Annotated in this window: 22 protein-coding genes; 10 read left to right on the plus strand and 12 right to left on the minus strand. The window is 43.2% G+C overall.

Annotation, left to right across the window (positions count from 1 at the left end; genetic code table 11):
* Positions 1-32 precede the first annotated feature (32 nt).
* On the minus strand, positions 33-1,073 hold the full coding sequence (gene mutY, locus AAC855_RS16920) for an A/G-specific adenine glycosylase (protein WP_340611164.1): 1,041 nt from the start codon (positions 1,071-1,073) through the stop codon (positions 33-35).
* A gap of 122 nt (positions 1,074-1,195) precedes the next feature.
* Between mutY and AAC855_RS16925 the strand changes: the two genes are divergently transcribed.
* The 6 genes from AAC855_RS16925 (at position 1,196) to AAC855_RS16950 (ending at position 5,236) form a co-directional block, all read left to right on the plus strand.
* Entirely contained in the window at positions 1,196-1,321 is a 126-nt protein-coding gene (locus tag AAC855_RS16925; RefSeq protein ID WP_340611165.1) for a hypothetical protein, read from the plus strand.
* Positions 1,322-1,329: 8 nt separating this feature from the next.
* The gene (trmB, locus tag AAC855_RS16930) at positions 1,330-2,049 is read left to right on the plus strand and encodes a tRNA (guanosine(46)-N7)-methyltransferase TrmB (RefSeq protein WP_340611166.1); all 720 of its coding nucleotides are present in this window, start codon (positions 1,330-1,332) and stop codon (positions 2,047-2,049) included.
* A complete protein-coding gene (locus AAC855_RS16935) occupies positions 2,049-2,375 on the plus strand; it encodes a YggL family protein (RefSeq protein ID WP_099110798.1) in 327 nt (108 codons plus the stop codon). The genes trmB and AAC855_RS16935 overlap by 1 nt, the downstream gene beginning before the upstream one ends.
* A 65-nt stretch (positions 2,376-2,440) precedes the next feature.
* Positions 2,441-3,367, plus strand: coding sequence for a glutaminase B (gene glsB / locus AAC855_RS16940; RefSeq protein ID WP_099110808.1), 927 nt, complete (start codon positions 2,441-2,443; stop codon positions 3,365-3,367).
* A gap of 79 nt (positions 3,368-3,446) precedes the next feature.
* Positions 3,447-4,169, plus strand: coding sequence for a DUF2884 family protein (locus AAC855_RS16945; RefSeq protein WP_340611167.1), 723 nt, complete (start codon positions 3,447-3,449; stop codon positions 4,167-4,169).
* Between the two features lie 122 nt (positions 4,170-4,291).
* Entirely contained in the window at positions 4,292-5,236 is a 945-nt protein-coding gene (locus AAC855_RS16950; RefSeq protein WP_340611169.1) for a siderophore ABC transporter substrate-binding protein, read from the plus strand.
* Positions 5,237-5,358: 122 nt separating this feature from the next.
* Here AAC855_RS16950 and hemW read toward each other — a convergent pair whose 3' ends face one another.
* The 5 genes from hemW to AAC855_RS16975 are packed head-to-tail and all read right to left on the minus strand — an operon-like array spanning position 5,359 to position 9,261.
* Complete coding sequence (hemW, locus tag AAC855_RS16955; protein WP_340611170.1) at positions 5,359-6,489, minus strand: radical SAM family heme chaperone HemW; 1,131 nt, start codon at positions 6,487-6,489, stop codon at positions 5,359-5,361.
* The gene (locus tag AAC855_RS16960) at positions 6,482-7,075 is read right to left on the minus strand and encodes an XTP/dITP diphosphatase (protein WP_340611171.1); all 594 of its coding nucleotides are present in this window, start codon (positions 7,073-7,075) and stop codon (positions 6,482-6,484) included. The genes hemW and AAC855_RS16960 overlap by 8 nt, the downstream gene beginning before the upstream one ends.
* A gap of 28 nt (positions 7,076-7,103) precedes the next feature.
* A complete protein-coding gene (locus AAC855_RS16965) occupies positions 7,104-7,658 on the minus strand; it encodes a YggT family protein (RefSeq protein ID WP_340611172.1) in 555 nt (184 codons plus the stop codon).
* A gap of 31 nt (positions 7,659-7,689) precedes the next feature.
* The gene (gene proC / locus AAC855_RS16970; RefSeq protein ID WP_340611173.1) at positions 7,690-8,511 is read right to left on the minus strand and encodes a pyrroline-5-carboxylate reductase; all 822 of its coding nucleotides are present in this window, start codon (positions 8,509-8,511) and stop codon (positions 7,690-7,692) included.
* Positions 8,512-8,556: 45 nt separating this feature from the next.
* The gene (locus AAC855_RS16975; RefSeq protein ID WP_340611174.1) at positions 8,557-9,261 is read right to left on the minus strand and encodes a YggS family pyridoxal phosphate-dependent enzyme; all 705 of its coding nucleotides are present in this window, start codon (positions 9,259-9,261) and stop codon (positions 8,557-8,559) included.
* 22 nt (positions 9,262-9,283) lie between these two features.
* On the opposite strand from AAC855_RS16975, the gene AAC855_RS16980 reads away from it, so the two are divergent.
* Positions 9,284-10,300 carry a type IV pilus twitching motility protein PilT gene (locus tag AAC855_RS16980; RefSeq protein ID WP_340611175.1) on the plus strand — a complete coding sequence of 339 codons (1,017 nt, stop codon included), beginning with the start codon at positions 9,284-9,286 and terminating at the stop codon, positions 10,298-10,300.
* 81 nt (positions 10,301-10,381) lie between these two features.
* On the opposite strand, the gene ruvX is transcribed toward AAC855_RS16980, so the two are convergent.
* From ruvX to rsmE, 4 genes are all read right to left on the minus strand, one after another.
* Positions 10,382-10,801 carry a Holliday junction resolvase RuvX gene (gene ruvX / locus AAC855_RS16985; protein WP_340611176.1) on the minus strand — a complete coding sequence of 140 codons (420 nt, stop codon included), beginning with the start codon at positions 10,799-10,801 and terminating at the stop codon, positions 10,382-10,384.
* Positions 10,801-11,364, minus strand: coding sequence for a YqgE/AlgH family protein (locus AAC855_RS16990; RefSeq protein ID WP_340611177.1), 564 nt, complete (start codon positions 11,362-11,364; stop codon positions 10,801-10,803). Before AAC855_RS16990 ends, ruvX begins: the two co-directional genes overlap by 1 nt.
* Positions 11,365-11,472: 108 nt before the next feature.
* Positions 11,473-12,432: a glutathione synthase gene (gshB, locus tag AAC855_RS16995; protein WP_340611178.1), complete on the minus strand. Its 960-nt coding sequence runs from the start codon at positions 12,430-12,432 to the stop codon at positions 11,473-11,475.
* A 9-nt stretch (positions 12,433-12,441) separates the two neighbouring features.
* Entirely contained in the window at positions 12,442-13,173 is a 732-nt protein-coding gene (gene rsmE, locus AAC855_RS17000; RefSeq protein ID WP_340611180.1) for a 16S rRNA (uracil(1498)-N(3))-methyltransferase, read from the minus strand.
* 248 nt (positions 13,174-13,421) lie between these two features.
* On the opposite strand from rsmE, the gene AAC855_RS17005 reads away from it, so the two are divergent.
* Both AAC855_RS17005 and AAC855_RS17010 read left to right on the plus strand, forming a co-directional pair.
* Entirely contained in the window at positions 13,422-13,961 is a 540-nt protein-coding gene (locus AAC855_RS17005) for a prepilin peptidase (RefSeq protein WP_340611181.1), read from the plus strand.
* A 64-nt stretch (positions 13,962-14,025) separates the two neighbouring features.
* Positions 14,026-14,829, plus strand: a complete 804-nt coding sequence (locus tag AAC855_RS17010) for an MBL fold metallo-hydrolase (RefSeq protein ID WP_340611182.1) — start codon at positions 14,026-14,028, stop codon at positions 14,827-14,829.
* Between the two features lie 643 nt (positions 14,830-15,472).
* Here AAC855_RS17010 and AAC855_RS17015 read toward each other — a convergent pair.
* Positions 15,473-16,372: an MBL fold metallo-hydrolase gene (locus AAC855_RS17015; RefSeq protein ID WP_422824401.1), complete on the minus strand. Its 900-nt coding sequence runs from the start codon at positions 16,370-16,372 to the stop codon at positions 15,473-15,475.
* Between the two features lie 133 nt (positions 16,373-16,505).
* On the opposite strand from AAC855_RS17015, the gene AAC855_RS17020 reads away from it, so the two are divergent.
* Complete coding sequence (locus AAC855_RS17020; RefSeq protein WP_340611184.1) at positions 16,506-17,420, plus strand: LysR family transcriptional regulator; 915 nt, start codon at positions 16,506-16,508, stop codon at positions 17,418-17,420.
* On the opposite strand, the gene AAC855_RS17025 is transcribed toward AAC855_RS17020, so the two are convergent.
* On the minus strand, positions 17,403-18,347 hold the full coding sequence (locus tag AAC855_RS17025) for a LysR family transcriptional regulator (protein WP_340611186.1): 945 nt from the start codon (positions 18,345-18,347) through the stop codon (positions 17,403-17,405). The two genes, AAC855_RS17020 and AAC855_RS17025, sit on opposite strands and share 18 nt — an antisense overlap.
* Positions 18,348-18,359: the final 12 nt, after the last annotated feature.

Genomic DNA, 18,359 nt, shown 5'->3' on the forward strand with positions numbered 1-18,359 from the left:
AAAAATAATGGCGCACAAAATATGGGTTAAGTTTATCCCAACTGCTGCAAAAGATACTCAACGGGAGCTGCCAGTCCAATTGTTGCTGGCTGGCGTAAGTTATACCAAAGTCCCTTACTTTCATCCATGCAGGAATCAAAAGATAATATATTGATTTTAATGGGTACAATATCCAGATGAAAATGACTGAATGTGTGGCGAAATGCAGTGAGTTGCTCAGGTTGACTGTGCGAGATCCCTGAATCCTCCAGCCACTGCTTGAGCGAGTTTTCATCAGTAAATTGCGGGAATGCAAATAATCCGCCCCAGATACCGGAAAGCGGGCGTTGTTCCAACCAGACAGTATCGTCATGCTGCATCAATAAAAAATATGCTGTTTTTTCAGGGATGGTCTGTTTCGGTTTTTTACCCGGATAATTGGCCCAGCTGTGGTTAGCATAGGCTATACAGCCTGCATTAAGGGGACAAATCTCACATTTTGGTTTGCTGCGGGTACATACCATTGCACCCAAATCCATCATCGCCTGGTTAAAATATTCAACACCCAGCGCAGGTGTAACGCGGGTACTGATGTCCCATAGCCGATTTTCTACATCTTTTTTACCCGGCCAGCCATCAATAGCATAGCAGCGAGCCAGAACACGTTTCACATTACCATCAAGGATTGGGAAATGCTTGCCCTGAGAGAGAGAAAGAATAGCGCCTGCGGTAGAGCGGCCTACACCGGGTAATGCGACGACTTCATCAAAGGTGGTCGGGAATTTTCCGCGATGTAATTCAACCACCTGCTGAGCGGCTTTATGTAAATTACGGGCACGTGCGTAATAGCCCAGACCAGTCCACAGATGAAGAACTTCATCCAATGGAGCCGCCGCCAGTGAGGCGACATCAGGAAAACGTGAAAGAAACTTCTGGAAATAAGGTATGACTGTCGCAACCTGCGTCTGTTGCAGCATCACTTCTGAAAGCCAGACGTGATAGGATGTTTTTTCCAGCTGCCACGGCAGGGTTTTGCGACCATAACGGTGATACCACTCAAGTACCGCCTGTGAAAATTGCTCGGCTTCCATCATTAGAATAATTGTCTTTATATCTGATAATCGTTTCGTGAACAGGATTGCAACATAGTGTAACCTCAGTGTAAACCCGAACTTTGTTTCGAAGCACCACACAATTTAACATTAAAGTTGTGCTTATGAGCACTGAACTTGATAAACTCAGCCATCTTTGCATAATTGCGCTCTCTTTAGGCAATCCTGTGGCACATAACGTCCCGGAAGCCGGAGCAAAAGCCTTTAAAACTGATAGAAAGTACCAATAGACAGTACCATGATAAATAACGTAATTTCACCGGAATATGATGAAAATGGCAGGGCTTTGCGCCGTGTCCGCAGTTTTGTGCGTCGGCAGGGGCGATTAACGGCTCGTCAGCAGCATGCACTTGATAATGTGTGGCCAAATATGGGTGTGGATTATCAGCCTGAGCTGCAAGATATGGCACAATTGTTTGGCCGTGACGCACCTGTTGTGCTGGAAATTGGTTTTGGCATGGGGGCATCTCTGGTCACGATGGCAAGCCAGAATCCGGAGAAGAATTTTTTCGGAATTGAAGTTCATGCTCCGGGAGTGGGTGCATGTCTGGCTTCCGCGGAAGATGAAAATATCAGCAATCTGCGTGTAATGTGCCACGATGCGATTGAAGTACTGGAAAATATGATCCCTGAACAGGGGCTGGAAATGGTTCAGTTATTCTTCCCTGATCCGTGGCATAAAGCGCGGCATAATAAGCGCCGTATTGTACAGCCTGCTTTTGCCCAGATGATCAGAAATAAACTGAAAATCGGTGGTGTATTCCATATGGCAACCGACTGGCAGCCATATGCTGAACATATGTTGGAAGTGATGAGCGAAGCTGAAGGGTATCGCAACATTTCAGAAAGCAATGATTACGTACCACGTCCTGATTCACGTCCTGTCACAAAGTTTGAGATGCGCGGTCATCGTTTGGGGCATGGCGTATGGGATCTAATGTTTGAGAGGGTAAAATAATGGCTAAAAACCGTAGTCGCCGTCTGCGTAAAAAATTGCGTATTGATGAGTTTCAGGAATTAGGTTTTTCCGTCAAGTGGAACTTTCCGGCTGATACATCCGTCGAAGTCGTAGACAGCACGGTTGATGCGCTGATTGAGGAATTAATCGAGCCAAATGGTCTGGCACTGGATGCCAGCGGTTATTTGCAGTGGGAAGGTCTTGTCTGTTTACAGAAAATCGGTAAATGCACTGAAGAACACCGCCAACTGATTGATAAATGGCTGAAAGATCGCGGTATGGAAGAAGTTGCCACATCTGAATTATTTGATATGTGGTGGGATTGATTCGTAGTTGAATTAAGAATTATACAGGGCTCATTGAGAGCCCTTTTTTGTCTGGAGAAAAAGTGGTGAAAGTAAGGTTCTCTAATGCGTTGTTGGCAGATATCTTAGATGAAGTACGCCCTTTGATTGGCCAAGGAAAAGTAGCAGATTACATTCCTGCTCTGGCGGAAGTTCCGATAAATAATCTGGCAATGGCTATCTGTACGGTGGATGGTCAGGTCTTTAAAGCGGGAGATGCGGAAAAACGTTTCTCCATTCAGTCTGTTTCTAAGGTACTGAGCCTGACACTGGCAATGACACGCTATAAAGAAGAGGATATCTGGCAGCGAGTAGGCACAGAGCCTTCGGGGCAACCATTTAACTCACTGGTACAGTTGGAGCTGGAAAAAGGGATTCCCCGTAATCCTTTTATTAATGCCGGAGCATTGGTTATCTGTGATATGTTGCAATCACGCCTGAGTGCGCCGAAGCATAGAATGCTGGAGTTTGTGCGTAGTCTCACAGGGCAAAAAGATATTGGTTATGATGAGGTTGTTGCCCGTTCAGAAATGGAACACTCCAGCCGCAATGCAGCCATTGCTTACCTAATGAAGTCATTTGGCAATTTTGAAAATGATGTGCTCACAGTATTGCAAACTTATTTTCAGTATTGTGCGCTGAAAATGAATTGTGTTGAATTATCTCAATGCTTTATTTATCTGGCGAATAAAGGGCGGATGATCGATTCCGGTCAGCAAATTTTAAGCCTACGGCAAACCCGGCAGATTAATGCGCTAATGTTGACGTGTGGCATGTATGATGGTTCAGGAGAATTTGCTTTCAGGATCGGGATGCCCGGGAAATCAGGTGTCGGTGGGGGAATTGTCTGTGTTGTTCCGGGAGAGTTTACTGTGACAGTATGGTCGCCGGAACTGGATCGTGCGGGTAACTCTCTGGCCGGTTGTGCAGCACTGGAAAAATTGGCTGCCCGTATCGGACGCTCTATTTTTTAACTTGGAACATTAGCAGCTAATTGCAGTAGCTCTGAATAGAAGATAGAGGAGTGCAACGCTGAGGAGAACAGGAGAAGGTATGTTACGAAAAATTGTGGTTGCGGCATCACTGGTATTTGCTGTTCAGGCACAGGCTGGTTCAGAGTGCCGGACGACACTCAAAGATGACATTATTGTTACGGCCGACTCAGTGCAGATGATTGGGGAAAACAGGAGCCTGAAAATTCTGCCTGATGGCTCTGTCTTTCGTAATGGTAAAGCACTATCGCTGGATGCTGAACAACGCAGCAAAGCAAAACAGTTTCAGCAACTTACCCGACAGGATTTACCATGGGTGAAAAAAGAGGCTTTAAACCATCTTACTGATGCCCGTCAGGCGTTGGATAAAGTTGTTGCTGAAACGATGGGAAAGGATAGCAATATTCGTGTTCGTTTGACCCAGTTGGAATCTGGCCTGAATAAGCAAATTGATAAAGTATTGGAAACCCGTCCTGATGGTATTTTTTTCCATTATCAGGCAATCAAACAGATAGAAACGGAAGGGAAGGGGCTCATCCAACAGAGTTTGGGTGGGATATTACAGGACAGTATTAACGAAATGAGCCGTAAAACAAGCAATCAAAATGGTGACGGCAAACAGATGTTAATGTCTCTTCTCGGCGGGCTGGGAGGTATGCAGAATGGCTTTGAGGCAGAATGGAAAAAGCAGGAAAAAGAGCTGAAACGCTTTAAAGGAGAAGTGTGCGATAAAGCCAATAAACTGGAACAGTTGCGCACCAGCTTTTTGAATTCCATTAACTAAATCACAGTATTTCAGATCAAATAAGAATCATGATGAAATTGATTCTTATTTGATTGACATCCTACATTGGGCATCTAGAATGCAAATCACTTTTTATACACATGATTACTTCAGGTGCCCTAATGAAAAAAGTCCTGCCGATTATTTTAGCCTCAATATTTTCTGTTACTAGCCACTCAGCATTCAGCCAGCAATCGACAACATTTACGCCAAATTCAGTCATCACACAGTCTGGGGATTATCTCACGGTAAAACATCATTCCGGAGAAACTAAGGTTAAGAAAAATCCTGAGCGAGTGGTTTTATTTGACTTCGGTACTTACGATTCAATGGCCAAATTAGGGCTATCTGAGCGTGTTATTGCATTGCCGAAAGAAAGTTTGCCTGAATATGCGCGTAGTCACGTATCTGAAAAGATGCATGATGCCGGTGGGATGAAATCACCGGATTTAGAAAAACTGGCTGAAATCAAACCGGATTTAATTGTGATCACCGGGCGTCAGGATGATTTTTATGATCGTTTATCCCAAATTGCACCTACAGTGGATTTAAGTACGGATAATAAAAACTACCTGCCATCTGTTGAAAATAATCTGAAGTTATTAGGTGAACTGTTTGATAAACAAGATGCAGTAAAAGCACAGCAGGCTGGTTTAGAAAAAACGATAGCGACTGCGCAGGAAAAAGCAAAATCTGCAAATAATAAGGTGCTGGTTTTATTACATAATGCCGGCGAGTTATACCCGAATAATCAAACCGTTGTTTACAATGTGGTGAAAGCGCAGCGTGCTGAATTACCACCCAAATCAGATAACGATAAGAGCCGCCTTGTCACTGCGGAAATGATTGCTCAGGCAAATCCTGATGTCATCTTTATTATTGATCGCAGTAAAGCGATTGGAGCAGGGGAATTGACAAAAGCTCAGTTTGAAACCGTTCAGGTGAAATCAACCAACGCGTATAAAAATGGCAAGATAGTCTATCTGCAACCTGATTTATGGTATTTGTCTGGTGGCGGGATAGAGAGCCTGACGCATCAGGTGAATGCAATCGCTGATGCTCTGTAATCACACTGATTAAATGTGTTCATAAAATAAGGCAGCGCCTTGAGTTTCAGGCGCTGCCTTATTTTGGCAGAAGCTATTTTTACAGGAGCTATTTTTACAGAAGTAGTCCTATAAAAACGGCTCTACAAAAACATTTCTAATAACGAATTCAGGAATAATTTTCCGTGTTTCGTGATCTGCCAGTGTGTATCACTTTCAGTGATATAACCTTTTGCCAGCGCCGCGTCGATTTGTTGTCGAATAGCGCTTTCCGGTAACCCGGTAAAATGACTGAAATCCTGCCGAGGCATCGCTTCCAGCAAACGAAAACGGTTCATGAAAAATTCAAATGGGCGATCATCATGCTCCACGTGATGTTGCTTATCCAGATAACGCCCTTGCATATAACCACGCGGATGCTTGGTTTTTACTGTGCGCAGAATACGCCCGTCTTCAAACGATATTTTTCCGTGTGCACCGCAGCCAATTCCCAGATAATCACCAAACCGCCAGTAGTTCAGATTATGCTGACATTGATAATCCTGTTTGGCGTATGCTGAGGTTTCATACTGTTGATAGCCAGCTTCTGTCAATAACTTATGCCCTTGAGAGAAAATATCCCACAGCGCATCATCATCCGGCAGAACTGGCGGGCGTGAGCCAAAACTGGTATTGGGTTCAATCGTCAGCTGATACCACGACAAATGAGGTGGTGAGAGTTCAATAGCCTGACGTAAATCGTTCAGAGCTTCAGCCAGTGTCTGGTTAGGCAGGCCATGCATCAAATCAAGGTTGAAACTACGCAGACCAAGACCATCCGCCAGACGTGCAGCTCGTTTCGCTTCTTCCGGGCCGTGGATGCGCCCTAAGCGGATAAGTTTATCGGAGCCAAAACTTTGTACACCGATTGAAATCCGGTTAATACCAGCCTGTTGATAGGCACTGAAACGGTCAGCTTCAACCGTTCCCGGATTCGCTTCCATAGTAATTTCTGCCTGCGGGGAGAGCGGTAGTAACTCCCTGACACCATCAAGCAGCCGTTGCATTCCTTCCGCACTGAGTAAACTGGGCGTACCTCCACCGATAAAGATAGTGGAGACTTCCCGCCCCTCAACCATTGGCAAATCATGGCGTAAATCTGTCAGTAGGTGTTCGACATACTCCTGATGTGGTACATCTCCCTTTAATGCATGTGAATTGAAATCACAATAAGGGCACTTCTGCACACACCAGGGAATATGAATATAAAGACTTAATGGTGGTAATTTAAGCATTACGCATGGCTTCCAACAGCATTTTTAAGGCTTGCCCACGATGTGAAACAGCACTTTTTTGTTCACGACTTAATTCTGCTGCTGTACAGTCAAACTCCGGTGCGAAGAAAACCGGATCATAACCAAAACCGCCATTACCCGCGGGTTTACGAGTAATGAAACCAGCCCAACGTCCGTGGAAGACCAGAGGAGTCGGATCTTCTGCATGACGTAAATAAACCAGAACACAATTGAATTGTGCCTGACGTTGGTCATCAGGCACATCGCTCATGGCTTCCAGTAGTTTTTCCAGATTATCCTGATCGGAGGCATCGGCTCCCGCATAACGAGCCGAATAAATACCGGGAGCACCACCGAGAGCATTGACTGATAGCCCTGAATCGTCAGCAATCGCGGGTAAACCGGTGACTGCCGCAGCATGACGGGCTTTAATGATGGCATTCTCAATAAAGGTCAGACCGGTTTCATCAGCAGAATCCACCCCTAATTCAGTCTGAGCGACGATATCTAAACCAAAGCCAGCCAGTAAATCAGCCAGCTCCCGGACTTTGCCAGCATTTCCTGTGGCAAGAACAACTTTCTGCATTGTTTCTATCCAATTAACTTATTATTTATTAACCAATTAAGCTCGGAATTAACCACGCTAAAACATCGGCACGGAGAGCATTTAGCGCATACAGGATCAGAATCACAACCATAGCTGAAAAATCCAAGCCTCCCATTGAAGGGATAATACGACGGATAGGTGCCATCAGTGGTTCTGTTAATTGGAGCAGAACGTAATCCACGGGGTTACGTCCCTGACTGATCCAGCTCAATAATGCACGTGCAATCACAAGCCAGAATACCAGTTTGCCTGCGGCAGTCAGCAGTTCAATTATTCCAAGAGGAAATAGCTGAACAAGAAATTGCCCTGTTGCTAACCAGTAAGGCAGCATCAGTTTGAGCATGACGAGAATGTAAGCAAAAACAACCGATGCTGTATCAATAGGGCCGATAGAGGGAAGAACCCTACGTAATGGGCGTACCACGGGTTGAGTGATTTTAACGATAAATTGTGAGAACGGATTGTAAAAATCGCAACGTACCCACTGCATCCAGACTCGAAGCAGTAAAACTGCGGTATATAAATCCAGAACTGTAAAAAAGAGAAAGTTTAAGAATTGCATGTAGCAGCCCTGATCAAATTATATTGGTTGTTTAAAATAATTTTTCCATTTCCTGTGCCCGGCGTATTGCTCCCTGCATAGCTTGGGATACAACTTCCGGCAGATGGTTTTCATAAAAAACACGTAATGCTTCGGCAGTTGTACCACCTTTAGATGTTACCTGTTCACGCAGGATAGAAAAAGGAAGTTCTGCCTGTGATTCAGCAAGTTTAGCTGAACCCATAGCCGTTTGCAGAACCAGTTCTCTGGCTGTTTGACTGTCGAAGCCCAGACGTTCTGCTTCCTGTTGCATCGATTCCATAAACAGGAAAAAATAAGCCGGAGCACTGCCGGCAACGGCAATAATATCATTAATACCATTTTCATCGTTTACCCAGCAGACTTTGCCGACACTGTTCATTAATATTTCAGCAAACTGGCGATCAGATTGATTGACCTGCTCAGGTGCGAACATGCCGCTGACCCCTAGCCCGATAAGCGAGGGAGTATTTGGCATGATGCGGATAATATTAAGATTTTCCTGCAAAAATGAGTAAAAACGGGAAAGAGGAATACCGGCGGCAATCGAAAGCACAAGTTTTTGCTCGAAATTGACCTGCGAATGCAAGGAACCACAAACTTCTTCCATCATTTGAGGCTTAACAGCCAAAACAATAACATCAGCTTCCCGGGCAGAGTGAATATTGTCACTCTGACTGTTGATGCCATATTTTTCTGCCAGAACATCACGGCGAATGGTATTGGGCGAGCAGACAGTTATCAGTTTGGCAGGATAGCCTTTTTTGATTAGCCCGGCGATGATGGCATGCGCCATATTTCCCGCACCGATAAAGGTGATTTTTCTATTTTCCATGAAGAAATCGTCTCTAATATTAATGAGTTAATGTTGAGATGTTAATTAACTTGCTGTAGACCCATACTCGCGGGCACCAAAAATGGCGGTTCCTATGCGAACTAAGGTTGAACCACAGGCAATAGCGGCTTCCATATCGTCAGTCATCCCCATAGAAAGTGTATCTATCCGTGGGTATTGTGCCTTTAATTTAATAAAAGCCTGCTCCATCCGACGAAAAATAGCGGTTTGCCGTTCATAATCTTCTTCTGGTGCGGGGATGGCCATCAGGCCACGCAATACCAGATTAGGTAGTAAATCAACTGTTGCAGCCAGTTCCTCAAGTTCCTCCAGAAGAATACCTGACTTACTGTTTTCTCCACTGATATTAATTTGAATAAGGACATTGAGCGGAGCCATGCTCTCAGGGCGTTGTTCACTTAGACGCTGGGCGATTTTCAATCGGTCGATAGTATGGCACCAGTCGAAATGTTCAGCTACCAAACGGCTTTTATTAGACTGTAAAGGGCCGATAAAGTGCCACACCAAATCGTTGTGGTTAGCGAACAGTTGAATTTTTTCAATCCCTTCCTGGACGTAATTCTCACCAAATTCCCTCTGGCCTGTAGTTATCGCTTTTGCGATGGCTTCCGCAGGTTTGGTTTTACTGACTGCAAGTAGCGTAATTTCTTCTGGAGAGCGCCCGCATTTCTGAGCTGCAAGGGCGATGTTGTTCCTGACATCGTGAAGATTTTGTTCGATATTGTGCATAAGAAACTCAGGAGATTAAAAAATGAATATGGAAAAGTTAGTGGCCCTTAGTGTAAAGCATAATGCCTCCGATCTGCATCTTTGTGTCGGGAAAGTACCAATTTTGCGGATCAATGATGTGTTATATCCGCAGACGCATCTGGCAGAGATTGATGATGATTTCATCAATACATGGAGCAAAGGCATATTATCTGAAGAACAACAGCGGCAATTGAGGATCACAGGACATGTTGATTTTGTGGTAGAAATGCCGAATAAAAGACGGCTCAGAGGGAATTTATTCTATCAGCAGGAGCACCTTTCATTGGTATTACGGTTAATTTCTGACAAGTGCCCGACCTTGGAGCAGCTATATGCACCAGAAATTATTCAGCGCCTTGTTTTACCGGAAGGAAAGGGACTGGCAGAAAATGGGTTGATATTAGTAACAGGTGCAACCGGAAGTGGTAAATCAACAACGTTATCAGCAATGATTAATACACTTAATAATCACGTAAGAAAACATATCATTACATTGGAAGACCCGATAGAGTTTGTTCACCTAAGCCGGAATTGCCTGATACAACAAAGGCAAATCGGGGAAAATGTGCCGGACTATCAGACTGCACTGAAAGGGGCGTTAAGGCAGGATCCTGATGTCATTCTGCTGGGAGAGTTGCGTGATAAAGAGACGATCCGGTTGGCACTGACAGCCGCCGAAACGGGTCATTTAGTTTTATCAACACTACATACCCGTGGAGCCATTCAGGCAATAGACCGTCTGGTGGATGTGTTTCCCGCAGATGAAAAAGGGTGGATATGCGCTCAACTGGCAGGCAGCTTAAAGGCCGTTATTGCCCAGCAATTGCTTCCTGCTAAAGATGGAGGGAGGGTCGCTATTTATGAAATTTTAGTCGTCAATCAGGCTGTCAGCCATTTGGTCAGGGAAGGGAAAAACCACCAGATAGCGACGTTAATGCAAACCGGCGCCGCCTGTGGAATGCAAACTTACGAGCAGAGCCGCCAACAGCGCAGATTATCGGGGTTGCTGGCGGAATAACTGGCAAACAAAATAGTGAAACAAATACCTGTGATTATCACTTCACTGTATTGTTGGCTTACGATTATAACGTATCAATTATTAATAATGTTGCTCAAACCAGCTTTCCAAAATGACGACAGCAGAAGTGGAATCAACTTTGCCTTTATCAAGAGCGCGATATCCGCCATGAGCAAATAAATGAGAGCGGGCTTCTACCGTTGTTAATCGTTCATCGTGCAGTTCAACCTGAACACCAAAGCGGCCATGTATACGATTAGCAAATTTTTTAGCCTGTGCAGTGACTGGCTGTTCTGTGCCATCCATATTGAGTGGCAGACCAACAATGACTAAATCTGGCTGCCATTCTTTGAGGAGCTTCTCAATCATATCCCAATTAGGAGAACCCTCTTTGGCTTTGAAAGAATCTAGTGCTCTGGCTGTGCCGGTTATTTCTTGTCCGATAGCAGCACCAATACTGCGGGTGCCGAAATCGAATGCGATCACTGTGCGGTTTTTCATCAGGCATGCCCTGCTTGTAATGCGAGATTGTGGATATTAATTCCCAATAAGGATGCAGCTTCACGCCAGCGGTCGGCAACGGGGGTATTGAAAATAATTGAGGGTTCAGCACTGACGGTAAGCCAGCTATTTTCCATAACTTCTTTTTCCAGTTGGCCCTTTTCCCAGCCGGCATACCCCAGTGTCATTAAAATATTTTCCGGCTGACGTGGAGTGCCTAATGCTTCGAGCATATCTTTGGAAGTCGTCACCATCGTCTCATCAGAGATTTGTATACTCGAGCTAAATCCAGACAGTGGTGTATGTAAAATAAAACCATGTTCTTCAGATAACGGCCCGCCTGCCATAACCGGACTGTTCAGATTGATGTTATCGTCTCGGTCTTCGGGGGAAATTTCTAATTTCTTCAGGATACCCTGAATAGAAACCTGAGCTATTGGCTTATTGATAATTAACCCCATCGCACCGTTTTGATCATGTTCGCAGATGTAAACGACAGAACGGTTGAAATAAGGATCAGTGAGCGAAGGCATAGCAATAAGGAAATGGTGCTGTAAATTCATGTTTTTTGATGATGATTTTTACGATAAATGAATAAAGTGGCCCACACAGTATGTGAGCCTATATAATAAATGGCAAATGCTACCAGGAAATGGAAGCTGTTTAGCCTATTATACCGTTTGTTTACCCAATCGTTTTTCAATTGCATCCATGAGCATACCCGTAACGGAGACCTCAGGGAAGGCCGCTTCTATTTCACGTGCACACGTTGGGCTAGTAACGTTGATTTCAGTCAGACGATCGCCAATGATATCAAGCCCGACAAAAATTAATCCTTTTTCTTTCAGTACAGGTGCGATAGCACGAGCAATTGCCCAGTCACTTTCTGACAGAGGCCGGGCTTCACCACGTCCGCCTGCTGCGAGGTTACCTCGCGTCTCACCTTGTGCCGGAATACGGGCGAGGCAGTAAGGGACAGGTTCACCGTCCACAACCAGTACTCGCTTATCTCCGTCCTTAATCGCTGGCAGGAAGTTTTGTGCCATGCAGAAACGGCTGCCATGCTCCGTCAGTGTTTCAATAATTACACCAATATTTGGGTCATCCTGTTTCAGACGGAAAATAGAAGCGCCACCCATGCCATCTAATGGTTTAAAAATAACATCGCCATGTTTTTGATGGAATTCACGCAGTGTGCTGGCGTTGCGTGTTACCAGCGTATCCGGCGTCAGTTCAGGGAACCATGCAGTAAACAGTTTTTCATTACAGTCACGCAGGCTTTGTGGCTTGTTAACGATCAGGCTTCCTTTAACTTCAGCCCGCTCCAGAATATAAGTGACGTAGATGAATTCAGTATCAAAAGGAGGGTCTTTGCGCATCAGGATAACATTCAGTGTATCAAGGGCAATATCCTGTTCACTACCAAACTGATACCACTGCTGAGGGTTTTCTTCCACAGTCAGCAAACGGGTGCGCGCACGGCCTTCCCCCTGATGCAGATAGAGATCATTCATCTCCATGTAATGGATTTCCCATCCGCGTTTCTGTGCTTCCAGCAGCATGGCAAAACTAGTATCTTTCTTAATATTGATGGATGAAATTGGATCCATCACTATACCGAGCTTGATCATTCTTTCTCCTTAACCCAGATCACCAAAACGAACTTGTAGTGCTGTAATTGCAGTGAGTGCCGTAGTTTCTGTCCGCAGGACACGAGGGCCTAACAGGATATCAGTAAATTGGTGATTTGCCGTCATTTCTATTTCTTCGGCGGATAATCCCCCTTCCGGGCCAATCAGTAAGCGCACTTTTTCCACTGGCAACGGGAGTGTATTGATACTTTGGCTGGCACGAGGGTGCAGATTTAATTTTAGGCTGTTATCGTTTTCTGCACACCATGCTTCAAGTGACATAACCGGTCGGATCTCAGGGATCTGGTTACGCCCGCATTGTTCACAGGCAGAAATTGCTATTTTTTTCCATTGTTGCAGCTTTTTTTCCAGCCTTTCCGCATCCAGCTTTACACCACAACGTTCAGAAAGTAATGGTGTGATCGTGTTAACGCCCAGCTCAACCGATTTTTGGATGGTGAATTCCATTTTTTCACCCCGGGACATAACCTGCCCCAGATGCAGATCTAATGGTGATTCGTGATCAGCCAACTCCCCTGCATGGATATATACTTTGACTGTTTTTTTACTGGCTTCTGTAATTTCTGCACTAAAAACCTGATTGCTTCCATCAAAGAGCTGCAACCGTTGCCCGTTACTCATTCTAAGTACACGGCCAACATGGTTGGCGGCATCATCACTAAGGTTAATTTCAGCTCCTACAGTGAGGGGAGTAGGGTGATAGATGCGGGGAATTCGCATATTTTTCTTTCCTTTTTTCTCCGGATAACCCCGGTATGGCATATGCTGCCATGATAAAGGAGCGCTGGTAGCCTAATCAAGTTGTCTATCCGGCGAAAAGACCTTGCGAGCCGGCTCGCATATTTATTTCATAATGGCAGTTTTAATGGATTTTTCATTGCTAATGACCTGTAGGAAAATTTAATATTCACCGTGTTCTGATTAACGTCAGAAAATAAATAAGGGATATCATTACAGGGATGTTATTTATGGAAGCTGTATTGAACATTTTCATGGATGGAAAAAGTCAGTGGTTCAATAATCCAGTTAATCTGAATGATATAATAATTTCATTTTTTTGCATTACTTTAGTTTTTTTAGCCATTATTGATATAAAAACTTATCAGTTACCGGATCTTTTCACTCAGCCTTTATTATGGTTTGGATTGGCATTTAATAGCGGTGATAATTTAATTCCGATCAAGAGTGCGATATATGGCGCCATATCAGGGTATTTATTTTTGTGGGTATTATATTGGTTATGTCGGTGTACTTTTAAGAAAGAGGGGGTTGGCTACGGTGATCTAAAGCTGGCTGCTGCAATAGGAGCATGGATTGGAATGGAGATGATCCCTGTGCTGATGCTTCTGTCTTCAATCTCCGGACTGTTGGGATTTGTGATTATTTGGTTGAAAAGGAAAAGTTATCCGGAATTTATTGCTTTTGGGCCTTATCTTTGTTTTTCTGCCATACTTTTGATGTTTTTTTATCGATTCGGGATTAATATTATTGAGCTTGTTCAAGTTTAGGTAATTCAACGTATCGGATATAGCCAGAAAACGATAGAAATATCACAGCCTAAAAGAGTGCACTATGACGCTAAAAATAACAGCATTATTGGAAAATCAGATTTTTGCACCTTATAAAGGAAGCTTAATCAATAAACAGGGATTAAGTTTATTAATTCAGGATCAGGAAAATACAATTCTTTTTGATACCGGACCAGATGGTAGTTTTATCGATAACGCAAAGAAGTTAAATATAGATTTATCGAATGTTTCTACAGTTATTGTTTCTCACGGTCACTTTGATCACTGTGGCGGTCTACCTTTTTTTTCGACGAATGCTAAAGTGATTTGTCACCCAGAGGTGAAAAATGAAAGATATTATGGGTGGTTAATAACGAAAAATAATGCTCTGAAATTTAAAATGTTATCCAGACAGGTTAATTATGATAATTTCGACACCTTTTTTTCAAAAGATGAAACTCACATTAATGATAGGTTTGTTTATTCAGGTGAAATTAAAAAAGAAGAAAATAAAAGTTATGGTGTGATTGCAGGTGAGAGTTATTCTCCTGATTTTGTCAAGGATGAAGGCGCTTTAATTTATAAATCTCGACACGGATTAATTATTTTTATTGGCTGTGGTCATCGGGGTGTTATTGATATGGTTGAGTTTTGCAAATCTATAACGGGTATCAATAAAGTCTATGCCATTATTGGTGGCTTACATTTACGTTATGCTTCTCCTTTTAAACTATTGAGTATCAGGCAATATATTAAAAAAGAAAATATACAGCATATTTATGCTTGCCACTGTAGTGGTCGGTGGGGAAGGTTATGGTTGCCGAATGCAAAGAATCTTTCTACTGGGCAATCGATTGAATTGGGTTAAAGTTGATTGGGAAATAAATGTGAGAATTGAAAAGTATGGAGAGAGCAGGATTAGAGCCTATAGTACACATTAATTACATGGTAGATGTTAAAAGCATCTAATGTATCGGGCTACTTTCTGCATACAATAGATGTTAAAAGCATCTAGTAGGCTGGGTAGCTCCTGTATACGCTAGACGTTGGAAGCATCTAGCTGGTTTAGGCTGTTCATCCTGCTTGCGCTAGACGTTGGAAGCATCTAGTTAGCTTTAAGCTGCCTACCTTACATAACCTAGACGTTAGAAGCATCTAATTATCTTAGGTTGGTTTGCTTATCTCTCCGTTGGAACCAAATCTAAATAAAGCGGGTTTTTTATTCAAGTGGATTTATTGCAGTATGGCTCATTGGTCACAACTTCAGTTTATAACTTAGTTATAAAAATAAAAAAATGACAAATATCACTTAATTTGAGAGTAATTTGTGTTTAATTGGTGGGTTTGTGTTTTTATATTTTTATTATAAATTTTGTTCGTATTTAAATATAAAGTATTAAAGGGATTTTGGAAATGATAATTTCATTTTTTGTTATAATGTTTTTGTCGGGAAATGATAATTTTAATAAAATACGGGTGCTACTATTCGTAACACCCATGATAATTTTAATTTATTGAGGCCACGTCATTTCGCCTTTCAGAACTTTTGCACTTAATTCAAGGCTGGATTCTTCCGCAAGGTTTGGATAATGTTTTTTCATCACTGAGATTAATGCTGCGGAATCTTTTGCTTTTGGTAATTCTTTTTCCAATGTAGCCAGATAATTTTGAGTAAAATTCACTGACTCTAATGTCATGGCTGTATGACCGACATAATGACCTGGTACCACAGTTTCAGGTTTCAGGTTTTTAATTTGATCTAATGTTTGCATCCAGTTCTGACGGGAGGATGTAGTCTGAGTGTCAGCAATCCATACATGAATATTCTCAGATACAGTAACACCACCAACAACTGCTTTTAATTTAGGAACCCATACGAAAGTACGATCTGCTGCTGGGCCATCTAAACCTTCAACAATCAATTTCTCACCGTCTACAGTGAAAGTATTTCCTTTCAATGGCTCAGGGACAATAATTTTTTTCGGAGCCTGATCTTGCAGAACGCCACCCCAATATGCCAGTTTACCGTCTTTGGTTTCATTGATCGCTTTAATTGTTTCTGGTGACGCGATCACTTTAGCTTCAGGGAAGGCTTCAGTGATCACATCAAGACCAAAGTAATAATCTGGATCAGATTGGCTGATGTAGATCGTCGTCAGTTTTTTCCCTGTCTTCCGGATCATTTTGACCAGTTCCTGAGCATCGCTTTTTCTGAATTGAGCATCAATCAGCACAACTTCATGTTCACCACTGATCACCTCAGAAGAGACCGGAAAAATGCTTTCTTCACCCGGATTATAAATATCCATTTTAAGTTCAGCGGCCTGAGCTAATGTTCCCATCCCTAATGAGAGCGCTGTGGCCAGAGCGGTATTTAATATTGTTTTATGTACTGTAGTCTTGTTAGCCATCATTGAATTCCTAAATGCTTATCTGCTTGAATGGCGCATATAATAGATTGCATACACCGATTGAAAAATCCCATAATTGGCAACTGTTTGTTGCATAAATCAATCGAATCAGCATGGGGATACAGAAACATAGATGGACAGGATCACAGCAGCACAGGTTTTTGTCACAATTGTTGAACAGGGTAGTTTGAGTGCAGCGGCAGAAAGGCTTGATATGTCACGGGCAATGGTGTCACGTTATTTGTCTGAAATGGAAAGATGGTCAGAGGTTCGTCTTTTACACCGTACAACCCGCCAAATCAGTCTGACATCAGCGGGAGAACAGGCTTATCAGCGAAGCCTTAAGTTGATAGAACTGGCGGAAGCGATGCCGGTTCAACAATCGGCAGGCGCTAAAACTCTGAAAGGAGAGCTGAGAGTAAGCTGTTCTCAGGCACTGGCAATTAGTGCATTATCGGTGGCTATCCCTGAATTTATGCGCAAGTATCCGCAAATTGCGGTGAGTCTGCAAATCAGTAATAAAGCGACTAAGTTGGTTGAAGAACGTATTGATTTAGCCATTCGCATTACCAATAATCTGGGACTGAATTTAATCGCTCGTCCGTTATCAACTTGCCATTCTGTTATTTGTGCCGCTCCTTCTTACTTAGTCGGAAAAAGACTTCCCCAGAAACCCGATGATTTGTCTATACATAATTGCCTGACTTATAACCTGTTTGAAAAAAATTTATGGTTATTTGAAAAACAGCATGAACAATATTCAGTTCCTGTCAGCGGTACGTTAAGTGCTGATGAATCAACGGTACTGATGGAAGCGGCTTTACAAGGAGCTGGTATTTCTATGCAGCCCTATTATTCCGTTTCACCCTATTTAAAGTCCGGTCAATTAATCGAATTATTGCCTGATTATCAGCCTCAGGCGATGGGGATTTATGGTATTTATGTCAGCCGTCAAAATATGCCCGCTACCTTACGGGCCTTATTGGATTTTCTGGTGGAGTGGTTTGATTCGTCTTCTCACTGGCAGCAATTAACGCTGAAAAGCTGATGCTAATTTCTGAGGAAATAGTTTAGCCTGTTGTTTTAAATGGCTAATGAATATTTCAACCGGCTCAGAAGATGGGCGATGGAGCGGCTTAATTAAACTAATGATAAAAGGAATTTCTATACTGAACGGCCGTATACAGAACCCCGTATTTTTATGTTGTGCTTTTTTATTCAGGTAGTCGAGAGCGGTCAGAGGATTGACAATCGATACTCCGATACCTTCACTAACCATGGCACATACTGATGATGCACTGTGGGTCTCCATGATCATCCTGCGTGAAATCTGATGTTCGTTAAATATCGCATCAATAAGCTTTCTGTAGCTGTCAGTGATAGAAAGGCTGATAAATGGCTGATCATGAAAATCTTCTGGTGTCAGTTGTGATTTTTGTGCAAGCGGGTGATTGTCCGGCATAACGCAGACTTCATTCAATGTCAGCAACGTTTCACGTGCGGTCCCGGCAGGTGTCTGCATATGTTCAGTTAAACCGATATCGTGGCGTTGTGCCGAAAGCCATTCTTCCAGTAGTGGAGATTCCTGTGGAATGATTGTCAGTTGTGCATCAGGATAAGATTGAATGAAACTGCGGCAGACTGTGGGCAATAAAGATTGTGAAAATACCGGCAAACAGGCGATAGATAACTGTGCATACTCAAATTGGCGAATACTGTCCGCTGCATTGAGTATCCTTTCCAGCCCATAATAGGATCGCTGAACTTCTTCAAATAACCTCAGCCCTTGCACAGTCGGGAATAAACGCCCTTTAATCCGATCAAACAATTTGAATTTTAACAACTGCTCCAGACGCGCCAGTTCACGGCTTACTGTTGGTTGTGAGGTTTTCAGTAAAACCGCAGCGTCAGTCAGGTTCCTTGTGGTCATTACGGCATGAAAAATTTCTATATGTCGCCATGAACAGGTGTGCATAGTGCTTCTCCT

It is taken from the genome of Xenorhabdus bharatensis (assembly GCF_037996705.1).
Taxonomy (GTDB): domain Bacteria; phylum Pseudomonadota; class Gammaproteobacteria; order Enterobacterales; family Enterobacteriaceae; genus Xenorhabdus; species Xenorhabdus bharatensis.

What these genes read in the sequence shown, in the direction of transcription:
- AAC855_RS16990 (WP_340611177.1), bottom strand. Translation starts at nt 11,364, where the DNA reads ATGAATTTACAGCACCATTTCCTTATTGCTATGCCTTCGCTCACTGAT.
- AAC855_RS17020 (WP_340611184.1), top strand. Translation starts at nt 16,506, where the DNA reads ATGGACAGGATCACAGCAGCACAGGTTTTTGTCACAATTGTTGAACAG.
- AAC855_RS17010 (WP_340611182.1), top strand. Translation starts at nt 14,026, where the DNA reads ATGACGCTAAAAATAACAGCATTATTGGAAAATCAGATTTTTGCACCT.
- hemW (WP_340611170.1), bottom strand. Translation starts at nt 6,489, where the DNA reads ATGCTTAAATTACCACCATTAAGTCTTTATATTCATATTCCCTGGTGT.
- mutY (WP_340611164.1), bottom strand. Translation starts at nt 1,073, where the DNA reads ATGATGGAAGCCGAGCAATTTTCACAGGCGGTACTTGAGTGGTATCAC.
- AAC855_RS17005 (WP_340611181.1), top strand. Translation starts at nt 13,422, where the DNA reads ATGGAAGCTGTATTGAACATTTTCATGGATGGAAAAAGTCAGTGGTTC.
- trmB (WP_340611166.1), top strand. Translation starts at nt 1,330, where the DNA reads ATGATAAATAACGTAATTTCACCGGAATATGATGAAAATGGCAGGGCT.
- gshB (WP_340611178.1), bottom strand. Translation starts at nt 12,432, where the DNA reads ATGATCAAGCTCGGTATAGTGATGGATCCAATTTCATCCATCAATATT.
- AAC855_RS17015 (WP_422824401.1), bottom strand. Translation starts at nt 16,372, where the DNA reads ATGGCTAACAAGACTACAGTACATAAAACAATATTAAATACCGCTCTG.
- AAC855_RS16965 (WP_340611172.1), bottom strand. Translation starts at nt 7,658, where the DNA reads ATGCAATTCTTAAACTTTCTCTTTTTTACAGTTCTGGATTTATATACC.
- AAC855_RS16975 (WP_340611174.1), bottom strand. Translation starts at nt 9,261, where the DNA reads ATGCACAATATCGAACAAAATCTTCACGATGTCAGGAACAACATCGCC.
- AAC855_RS16925 (WP_340611165.1), top strand. Translation starts at nt 1,196, where the DNA reads ATGAGCACTGAACTTGATAAACTCAGCCATCTTTGCATAATTGCGCTC.
- AAC855_RS16960 (WP_340611171.1), bottom strand. Translation starts at nt 7,075, where the DNA reads ATGCAGAAAGTTGTTCTTGCCACAGGAAATGCTGGCAAAGTCCGGGAG.
- AAC855_RS16935 (WP_099110798.1), top strand. Translation starts at nt 2,049, where the DNA reads ATGGCTAAAAACCGTAGTCGCCGTCTGCGTAAAAAATTGCGTATTGAT.
- AAC855_RS16945 (WP_340611167.1), top strand. Translation starts at nt 3,447, where the DNA reads ATGTTACGAAAAATTGTGGTTGCGGCATCACTGGTATTTGCTGTTCAG.
- AAC855_RS16950 (WP_340611169.1), top strand. Translation starts at nt 4,292, where the DNA reads ATGAAAAAAGTCCTGCCGATTATTTTAGCCTCAATATTTTCTGTTACT.
- ruvX (WP_340611176.1), bottom strand. Translation starts at nt 10,801, where the DNA reads ATGAAAAACCGCACAGTGATCGCATTCGATTTCGGCACCCGCAGTATT.
- rsmE (WP_340611180.1), bottom strand. Translation starts at nt 13,173, where the DNA reads ATGCGAATTCCCCGCATCTATCACCCTACTCCCCTCACTGTAGGAGCT.
- AAC855_RS17025 (WP_340611186.1), bottom strand. Translation starts at nt 18,347, where the DNA reads ATGCACACCTGTTCATGGCGACATATAGAAATTTTTCATGCCGTAATG.
- AAC855_RS16980 (WP_340611175.1), top strand. Translation starts at nt 9,284, where the DNA reads ATGAATATGGAAAAGTTAGTGGCCCTTAGTGTAAAGCATAATGCCTCC.
- proC (WP_340611173.1), bottom strand. Translation starts at nt 8,511, where the DNA reads ATGGAAAATAGAAAAATCACCTTTATCGGTGCGGGAAATATGGCGCAT.